Below are 8395 nucleotides of genomic sequence, written 5' to 3' on the forward strand. Positions count from 1 at the left end.
AAGTTCTCCTCACCCTCAAGGAATACTTTGAATCTCAGGGTTATGAAGTTCCAAAAGAACTTGTGGAAGCCCTGGACAGGCTCCCTAAGCCTAAAGAAATCAATTATTGGGAGGAGTACCAGAAAACGCTGAAAGAATTCGAGGAAAAGGGCAAAAAGTTCCACGAGAAGGCAAAGAGAGAGTGGGAGTTAGTGAAGAGCGGAAACACTGAAGACTTAATAGGCTCCCTTCAAGAGGTAATCTGGAACCTGAGTGAGGGGGTTGTTTATAACTTTGCCATGAGGAAGTTTAAACTTGTAAAAGAAGCTTACGAGATTTTTCTTAAGGCACACGAATTTGCAAAAGAAAACAACCTGTTCAAGACGAGGCTCAGCGAGGATATATGGCTCGGAAAGCTCAAACGCGTGAACCTCAAGTGGGGCAACGACATAAAATGGTACGAGGATTACCGCGTCATCTCCAACAGGATAATAAGGCTAACGAGAATTGCCGAGTTTATGATGTGGAAGCGCAGGATTCCCGAATTCCTCTACGCAAACCCCTACACTAACCTTGGTGCGGATTACGAGCACAACGACCCTCCACTGTGGGCGCTAACAAGGGGGCTTGTGATGATACTGAACCACAACCGCTCCAAGGGAGTTCTTCCGAGTGCAGAGCTTCAGGAAGAAGTTTTAAACTACGCTCTGAGGCTCAACCTCCTCTGGCCCGAAAAAACCGAGGTCTGGGAGTGCAGGGATGGAATCTGCGTTGTCTTTAGAGGTGAACTCAATGAAAAAGCGATTAAAGAGTTAAAGAGGGACGTCTGGGATGATGACATCGTGTTTTACCACGGAAAGGGTATCATAATAGGCTACTCAAGGAAAAGAAAACTCGGGTACATCTGCACAAAAAGCAAAGATGAAAGAGAAATAATGACACTAATATCATGATTCCCTTTCTTTATTTTGCTATTCAAAGACTTCGAGTTATATTCCTTAGGATGCTCCTAATTTCCCAACAAGTACCATAAGAATCCTGTATTTGTCAGAATATTTTTCACCTAGTTCCCATCAAAGCCAAAATTGGTTTAGAAGCACGTGGATGGTCGCTCATGTGTGAATATCCAACAAGCACGACACACAATTAAAGACGTAATGGGAACTAGGGTTATAATTTTTCCGTTATTATTGCTCTATTCCCAAACTGGAATACGTACGCTCTCCTCTCGCCCTTTAGATTCATCTCCACACGGCGTTTGAAGTTGTAGTACTCCCTATCAGGGATGCTTATCCTCAGGGTTGCCCTTCCAAAGCCCTCCCTCTTCAGAAAGTCGTTTATCCTCATCGGGTGGAAGGGAACGATGCCAAGCACGTGATAAGCCGCCTTTAAATATTCACTCCCGATCTCCTCATCAGCCGTTGCCAAAATCCTTCTCTTTTCACGCATCAGCATCTTCAAGCTGCCCCTCACCTTGTGAAAGAGCTCGTTGATTAAATCGGCATAGTGCACGCTCTGGGGAATCTCATATATGTACCTCCCAACTTCCGTGCTCCACTCTACGATGTCTTCAAGGCTTTCATCGCTTTCCAGGCGCACCCCTTTTGGAAGCATCACCGCGGAGCGCTCCGCTCTAGCAAGCGGCTCAAAATAGAATGTTAAACGATTTAAATGACCGTAGAGGTCAATATACTCAAATTCTCCCTTCCAGGGAATTTTTTCACGCCGGATTTGGGGGGGCAGATCAAAGATGAATGCATCCGTTTTGTGCTTGTAGGCTTCGTAAATTTGAACGGGGCTCGGGAGTAGGTCTTCAAGCCTTCTCTCAGGCATCTCGGGGGGACGTGCGGGATCCGAGAATATTATATCCGCATCGATCCTATCCACAATTTCCTTTTTGAGAGAGTCTCCATTTATGAAAGTTATTTTATCTTTAACCCCATATTTCTCCGCATTTTTCATAGCATAAAAGAGCTTTCTCTCATCTATATCAACGGCGTAAGCCTTCTCCGCATATCTCGCGAAGAATATGAGCTGTATTCCAATTCCACAGCTCACATCGGCAATACTCTCGGGTCTCAAGCGCTCGGCTCTATATCTCGCCACCACCTCATGAGTAGAGTAGCGCAGACCGCTTAAATCCATCCATAGATCATCCCTTGAGAATTTATCCCTTGCCTTGATCCTAGCTCTCGCAATCTCAATGATCTCATCAGCTGTATCCCTGGGAAGTTCTCTCCTTATCTTTCTCTCTTCCCATCCTCTTTTAATCAACTCCACAGCAAGTTTTATGTGGCTTTCTTCAATCTCCATAACCCCACCAAAAATGAATAATGTCCTGGAGTTTTAAACATATCTCTGCTGTTGGGATGGGGGTTGCCTAACCAAGGCAGCCACCATTGTTATCCGGGCAACATCACATACCATAAATAAATTTAAAAGCAAAGCTCCTAAATCATCTCTGAGGTGGAAGCTGTGCATGAAAAGAAGGCTGTAAAAGAGGGAGATTTCGTTCTTCCCGGTGACTATCTCGGAGTTATAGAAGAATTCTTGCCCGGAGAGGGTGTGATTGAAGAAAATGGTGAGCTCTATGCTACAATGCCCGGGAAGGTTAAGATAAATTCAGAGAAGATGGAGATAAGTATTGAACCCGCCACGGATACACCTCCCATCCCGAAGGTCGGAGATATTCTGCTTGCAAAGGTCGTGGATGTAAAGCCACAGGTGGCCATAGTGGAGATTCTGCGGATAGAAGGAAGGATGGATTATAGAGATTTAGCAACCTCAAAACTAGCCGGAATACATGTTTCACAAGCTAAAAATGGCTTTGTCGAAGATATGAGCAAAGAATTCAAAATAGGGGATATAGTGAGGGCAAAGGTTCTGAGTGCTGAAAAGAGCCCAATACAGCTGACGACCAGGGAGCCTAGCTTGGGTGTCATTTTCGCCCTGTGCTCCAGATGTAGAACCCCATTGGTAAGGAAGGGCAATCAGCTGATATGCCCCGCATGCGGAAGCGTTGAAACCAGAAAAATATCAAGCATGTACCGGAAGATAAGGGTGTAGTTGATGAAAGCGGGTAAAAAAGTAATTATGATCCATGTGAAGGATGATTTAGAGAAGGAAGAGATAATGAGAGAGATTGAGCGGCTCAACCTGCCCGCATTTATATACGTTCATGGAAAGCTCAACTCCCTGAAAATCAACATACAGGGGACAAAGGACGAGATCAGGGAAGCCATACAGAAAATCAGGGAGATTCAAAAAAGGGTTCACGCGAGGCTCTATGCAAATAAAAGGGGATTCTATGAATACACGCTCGATGATATATTCAGAGGAGCCCAAACCACAGTCTCAGCTCCGATACTTTTGAAAACGCTCGAGCTCATGGGGGAGGATGTGAGGTTCGATGGGGTAAAGCTTAAAACATCCCTTCCATGGGGAGAAATTGTGGAGCTCTCTAGGAGAATGGGTGATGTTCTGAGTCAGATCTCCCTCCAAACCACGAGGCAGATAAGGGAAGTGGTAATCCCTGTGGCTGTCGTTTATAATTTAGACCCCGAAGAGGTCCTTGAAAGGTTGATGGAGATTGGAGCCGTAGAATTCAAAGAGGATAAGTTTAAATATGAACTCGTTAAAAATAAGGAGCAAGCTTTGGAAATGATCATCAAAAATCTGGAGGATGAAGGAAATGAAGATTGAGGTCATAAAGAAGGAGGATAATTTAATGGAGTTCTATCTGGAGGGAGAAACCCACACTTTCGCCAACCTGCTGGTTGAGAGGCTGCACAGGAACAAGCACGTGATCTTCGCTGCCTACACCATAGAACACCCAATACTCATGGCGGAAAAGCCGAAGTTTAAGGTAAAAACCGATGGAAAGGTAAAACCGGAGGAAGCCCTTGAGAAAGCAGCGCAGGAGATATTCGATGATGCCAAGAAAGTTCTTGATAAATGGGAAGGGACTATAAAGAAATGACTCTCTTTTCTCCTCTAAATTTTCAAAGTGATTGTTATGAAGTACTCAATGGACTTTACGGATAAAAACCTCTCAAAGCTCGGGGATTCACTGGCGAATTTCATATTCTCGCTGGCTCTCAGTGAGTACATGGATAAGCCAAGCGGCGGGAGAGTCCCCAATGCATCCCTGACCGTGGCGATGGATAGGGCCAAGCTCCAAAAATACGTTCCTCCCAGAACAGATAAGCACGGAAAGGGCGACATAGCGGAGGCGATAATAGCTTATGCGTGGCTTGAGAATGCCCTGAGTATGGAAGAAGCTGTTGAAATTTTAAAGTCAAACTTCACAGAGGATATCATGCACCCAACCAGAAAAAAGGAAGCCATAGGGGTTGCATTTGGGGAGCTTTTAAGGGTTATAAAAGAAAGACTGGAGCTCTGAATCATAGACTCCTCAAAAGATTTAGCATGTCTCTTTTGTTTGGAAGCTTGCGGAATTTTTCTGGGTCTTTTATCTTCACGAGTATGGGAAGTCCATCCGTAAACATCTTCATGAGCTTTCCGAAGGGAATTTTCCCCTCCCCGGGCAGGAGGTGCAGATCGCCGACACCATACGCGAGAGCATCTAGGGGCTCCACCTGTGGCGTGAGCTTCCCAAAGTTATCGTGAACCAGCAGCAGAATCGCCTTGTCGACCCCGAGCTTTACATCCTCAAGGAATTTCTCCTCATCCCCCTGGGCACTCAGAAATGCATGCCCAACGTCAAGGGCAAAACCCACATTGTCCTTGTTTACGTTCTCCACGACATAGAGCGTATCTTTAACGCTGAAAGTGTTCTCAAGGGCTATCTTGATACCGGAATTCTCCGCAAGGCTTGCAAGCTCTGTAATTGCCTCTATCTCCAGATCCAGCCTTCCCGCTCTCCCGCTCTGCATCACAATTACCTTGGCACCCAGGTTTATTGCAAGGTCGACTATGGATTTGGCAACCTTAAAGTGCCTTGAATAGTAAATGTGATCCCTGAGGTTAACGGACATTGGCATTCTAAATATGTAGTCTATGCCAACGCCTCTAAGGGTTGTCTCCACATGCTTGAGCTTTCCCTCGACGACTTTTCCATTTTTTATCAGACCCAGCGTATGCGGAAATATCTCCACAAAGTCATACTGTTTGATCTTCATATCGGCAAGGACAGACGCCAGGGTTTTGTCCCTGTTTACAAACTGTGGGTATATGCTTACTCCTACTCTCATCTCTAACACCTAATCATTATTCCGCCGTTCACTATAAAAAGATTAGTCCCTCGAAAAGAGGGATGCGAATGCAATCGCTGTGCTCACCAGAAATACAAGGGTCGAGAATATCTCAAGCCTCCCAATCCACATGTGCATTATCAAAAGTACCTTGAGGTCAACGGGAAGTGCAGGTGATGTCAACCCAACGCTGAGTCCCACGTTTCCCTGAGCGGATGCAACTTCAAAAAAAGCATCCACGAGCTTCGTATTCAATCTTATCATCATCAAAACGGTTCCCAGAATCAGGAGGGCAACATACGTCATTGTAAAACTCAGCACCTCCTGGATTTCAGCCTCTGAGAAGATATAGTTGCCAACTTTCCTCTTTATTACAGCGCCCTTTGGAAGGATTGACTCCTGGAGCGTCCATTTCAAGCTTTCGTACATCAGAGTGATTCTAATAAGCTTTATACCTCCAGCAGTGCTTCCCGCGCCTCCTCCAATAACCATTAAAAACCCTATCAAAAACTTTGAGAGCTCTGGATACTTGCTCAAGTCGGCGATTCCAAAACCCGTGCATGTCACGGCAGAAACGGAATGAAATATCGCCTGCCTAATGGACGCTCCTAGGGAATGCGTGACCCCGAAGAGATTGTACGTTATTAGAGCAATGGCTATAAAGAGGAACAAAAACATGTATCTCACCTGAATATCCTGGAAAAATGCCTTTAGAGAACGCTCCTTGAAGAGCTTGTAGTGGACCGTAAAGTTCGTGGCACCCATGATCATCAGGAATATTGTAATAGCTTCTATGCTCAAGCTGTTGAAATATCCAATGCTCAAATCGTGAGAACTCATACCACCGGTCCCCAGACCTGTCATTGAGTGAATGGTGGCATCAAAGAGGCTCATTCCGTTTATGTAGTAGAGATATACTCCGAGAAGGGTTAGAACGAGATAAATCTCAAATATTATCTTCGAAGTATTCACGAGATTTGGGAGGATCCTCTCACTCCTCGCTTCCGCTTTATAAAGTCTCGCGGCTGCAACTCCGGGGTGAATTAAAATTGTCAGTGCCACGAGAACAATGCCTATCCCACCGAGCCACTGCATCCACGAGCGCCAGAACAGGAGTATGTGGGGGTAGCTCTCCAGATTATGCATCATGGTTAAGCCCGTACCCGTCCAAGCGGACATAGCCTCAAACCAGGAGTCCACAAAGGGCATCTTTGCTATTGCCATGAAGGGGACAACACTTATCAGAGATGCCAGAAGCCAGACAAAAGCCGATGACACCATTGCCTGCCTCAGGTTTATATCCTCAATTTGACGGGCATGCCTTCCCCACCATGCTCCAATTAAAACGCTCAATGCACCCGGAACTGCAAAATAATATATGTACCCAATCTCCCTGGGATATACCCATATAAGAAGAGCTGGAATCAGATAGGCAACACCGATACCCTGAAGCAACGACCCTATTAAGTTTTTAACCACAAAAAGGTCTTGTGAAATTCCAATGAACTTCCTGACTTTAAACATCCGCCCACCAAAGGTTATAGGCAGACACACAAATAAAAAGTTTGCCATGAAGGATGGTTACATCCCAGAAAAAATAAGGGAGGAGCATTCTTAAAGTTTCCTTAACACAAGTTCAAAGCTTTTATCTGCTTTTATAAGCTCAAGAACAAGGCTTTTTTCATAATCAATAAATCTCGTATCCTTTAGCATGTATCCTTCACTCTTAAGGTAGTCCACGATCTGAAGGGCAAGTTCGCCAAATATCTCAGCAGAAAGCGTGGCAAAGCTCGGCTCTTTAATCCCCAATTCTTTATGATATCTTTTCGCGAGTTCAAAAACGTCCACATTCACCACCATAGTTATTTCACCCTCAAGGAATTTATACATTTCGCCCTAGAGCACACAAAACTTAAAAGCATTTGCAATTTACTAATTATTGTGGTGAGAAAATGGATAAAGCCGCAAGAAAGGGTGAGCGCTATTTTAGAGAGGGAAGGGTGCTTTGGGTCGTAAAATGCGGGGAAAAGGTGTTCTCAAAGGTCCTCGGCACATACCCCTACTACATCGAAATAGATATGAAAAGAGGAGAAAACAGGTGCACATGCCCCATCGGAAAGGATTGCAAGCATGTTCATGCAACCATGAAGGCTCTGGAAGAAGGTTTTTACATAGAGAGCACGGATCCATCCATAGAGCTGAATCCCGAGATGGCAGTGGACAGGTTTTTTCTCGAAAATCCGAAGCAGGGACTGGAGATAATCATTAAAGAGCTGGAATACATGCTCGATAACGATGAGAGCGGCAGCGAAGTCGCGAGGCTTTTTAGGAAATGCTTCAGACTCCTGAAGATCTATCCAAGTGAGGAACACTTTTTGAAGATTAAGAAGGACTTCAATGAATTCCAGAGGCTTTTCGGCGATTGGGCACTTACCGAGTATCTATGGGAGGAAATTAACGAGGCTGAAAAGCTACTCAGTAATCCTTCATAATCTCCCTTAGCACGCTCGTGGCATAAACACCTCTGGGGAGGAAGAACTTGAATGCCAGTGCATTTTCCTCATTTATCGCCTTATATTTAAACTCCGCGGGCTTTATCAAAAGCTCCCTCCTTCCTCCGGGTTCAGACATTATCCTCAGAGCCTTCATCCTGAACATTTCCAGTCTCAGCCCCTCTTCCTCAAGTATCTCGCGCTCTATTCTTCCCATCTCACCTTCGGCCAGCCGAGAAGCGAAGCCAAAGAGAGGAGCCGTGACCATTGCCTCTCCCTTTCTTATTTTCTCGTTCACAAAATCAAGTGTGTTTTTGCTAACTTTATATGTTCTGGTTCTCAGGGGGATACCATACTTAACCTGACAGACAACATCACCCACCAAAGCCCTGTTGAGGGGGAGTCCCTCCTCAATCCTCCTCGAGAGAACTTTATTAAAGAGGTAGGACTGGTATGCGTGGATGAAAATCCTCAAGACAGGACGGGGAAGAACTGCAAAGGCTTTTTTCCAGCTTTTTGTCTCCCTGTAACGGTAGAGCATTGCCCGCTCATACCTTAAAAACTTGGGGAAACTCTCAATTGCCCTATCGACATCACCCGTCTCAAAAAACTCTTTTCTCGCCTCATCCCCCATCATGCTTCCATCATATGCTCCCAGAAACTTTAAAGCCGCCTCCTCAAATTTTCCTTCGAGCAGAAGACGCCCCACCT

General features: G+C 45.2%; 11 protein-coding genes. 6 read left to right on the forward strand and 5 right to left on the reverse strand.

Annotation, left to right across the window (positions count from 1 at the left end):
* Positions 1 to 932, forward strand: a 932-nt coding sequence (locus ACXJGZ_RS07680) for a hypothetical protein (RefSeq protein ID WP_456398917.1), incomplete at its 5' end; no start/stop codon positions are given.
* A 217-nt stretch (positions 933 to 1149) separates the two neighbouring features.
* Here the strand turns inward: ACXJGZ_RS07680 and ACXJGZ_RS07685 are convergent.
* Positions 1150 to 2292, reverse strand: a complete 1143-nt coding sequence (locus ACXJGZ_RS07685) for a 50S ribosomal protein L11 methyltransferase (protein WP_456398919.1) — start codon at positions 2290 to 2292, stop codon at positions 1150 to 1152.
* Positions 2293 to 2454: 162 nt separating this feature from the next.
* Between ACXJGZ_RS07685 and ACXJGZ_RS07690 the strand changes: the two genes are divergently transcribed.
* Genes ACXJGZ_RS07690 through ACXJGZ_RS07705 form a run of 4 tightly spaced genes read left to right on the forward strand, consistent with a single transcriptional unit; the run spans position 2455 to position 4381 of the window.
* Entirely contained in the window at positions 2455 to 3045 is a 591-nt protein-coding gene (locus ACXJGZ_RS07690; protein ID WP_293254659.1) for an exosome complex RNA-binding protein Csl4, read from the forward strand.
* A 3-nt stretch (positions 3046 to 3048) separates the two neighbouring features.
* Positions 3049 to 3681, forward strand: a complete 633-nt coding sequence (locus ACXJGZ_RS07695) for a DUF2067 family protein (protein WP_456326730.1) — start codon at positions 3049 to 3051, stop codon at positions 3679 to 3681.
* Positions 3671 to 3958 (forward strand): DNA-directed RNA polymerase subunit L, encoded by a 288-nt coding sequence (locus ACXJGZ_RS07700; RefSeq protein WP_293254683.1) that lies wholly within the window; start codon positions 3671 to 3673, stop codon positions 3956 to 3958. The genes ACXJGZ_RS07695 and ACXJGZ_RS07700 overlap by 11 nt, the downstream gene beginning before the upstream one ends.
* Positions 3959 to 3994: 36 nt before the next feature.
* Positions 3995 to 4381: a ribonuclease III family protein gene (locus ACXJGZ_RS07705; protein ID WP_293254665.1), complete on the forward strand. Its 387-nt coding sequence runs from the start codon at positions 3995 to 3997 to the stop codon at positions 4379 to 4381.
* A 1-nt stretch (position 4382) separates the two neighbouring features.
* On the opposite strand, the gene ACXJGZ_RS07710 is transcribed toward ACXJGZ_RS07705, so the two are convergent.
* The 3 genes from ACXJGZ_RS07710 to ACXJGZ_RS07720 all read right to left on the reverse strand — a co-directional run bounded on the left by ACXJGZ_RS07710 (position 4383) and on the right by ACXJGZ_RS07720 (position 7052).
* Positions 4383 to 5192: a sugar phosphate isomerase/epimerase family protein gene (locus ACXJGZ_RS07710; RefSeq protein ID WP_456321584.1), complete on the reverse strand. Its 810-nt coding sequence runs from the start codon at positions 5190 to 5192 to the stop codon at positions 4383 to 4385.
* A gap of 42 nt (positions 5193 to 5234) precedes the next feature.
* Complete coding sequence (locus ACXJGZ_RS07715; RefSeq protein WP_293254671.1) at positions 5235 to 6716, reverse strand: TrkH family potassium uptake protein; 1482 nt, start codon at positions 6714 to 6716, stop codon at positions 5235 to 5237.
* 90 nt (positions 6717 to 6806) lie between these two features.
* The gene (locus ACXJGZ_RS07720) at positions 6807 to 7052 is read right to left on the reverse strand and encodes a hypothetical protein (protein ID WP_456398923.1); all 246 of its coding nucleotides are present in this window, start codon (positions 7050 to 7052) and stop codon (positions 6807 to 6809) included.
* A 92-nt stretch (positions 7053 to 7144) separates the two neighbouring features.
* On the opposite strand from ACXJGZ_RS07720, the gene ACXJGZ_RS07725 reads away from it, so the two are divergent.
* Positions 7145 to 7684, forward strand: coding sequence for an SWIM zinc finger family protein (locus tag ACXJGZ_RS07725; RefSeq protein ID WP_456321585.1), 540 nt, complete (start codon positions 7145 to 7147; stop codon positions 7682 to 7684).
* Here ACXJGZ_RS07725 and truD read toward each other — a convergent pair.
* Positions 7668 to 8395: tRNA pseudouridine(13) synthase TruD (gene truD / locus ACXJGZ_RS07730; protein WP_456398925.1), on the reverse strand; the 728-nt coding region annotated here is incomplete at its 5' end. The genes ACXJGZ_RS07725 and truD overlap by 17 nt on opposite strands.

Source organism: Palaeococcus sp. (in: euryarchaeotes), assembly GCF_053987695.1.

Coding starts and splice junctions, on each gene's coding strand:
- ACXJGZ_RS07700 (WP_293254683.1), top strand. CDS start 3,671: ATGAAGATTGAGGTCATAAAGAAGGAGGATAATTTAATGGAGTTCTAT.
- ACXJGZ_RS07695 (WP_456326730.1), top strand. CDS start 3,049: ATGAAAGCGGGTAAAAAAGTAATTATGATCCATGTGAAGGATGATTTA.
- ACXJGZ_RS07705 (WP_293254665.1), top strand. CDS start 3,995: ATGAAGTACTCAATGGACTTTACGGATAAAAACCTCTCAAAGCTCGGG.
- ACXJGZ_RS07715 (WP_293254671.1), bottom strand. CDS start 6,716: ATGTTTAAAGTCAGGAAGTTCATTGGAATTTCACAAGACCTTTTTGTG.
- ACXJGZ_RS07720 (WP_456398923.1), bottom strand. CDS start 7,052: ATGGTGGTGAATGTGGACGTTTTTGAACTCGCGAAAAGATATCATAAA.
- ACXJGZ_RS07725 (WP_456321585.1), top strand. CDS start 7,145: ATGGATAAAGCCGCAAGAAAGGGTGAGCGCTATTTTAGAGAGGGAAGG.
- ACXJGZ_RS07685 (WP_456398919.1), bottom strand. CDS start 2,292: ATGGAGATTGAAGAAAGCCACATAAAACTTGCTGTGGAGTTGATTAAA.
- ACXJGZ_RS07710 (WP_456321584.1), bottom strand. CDS start 5,192: ATGAGAGTAGGAGTAAGCATATACCCACAGTTTGTAAACAGGGACAAA.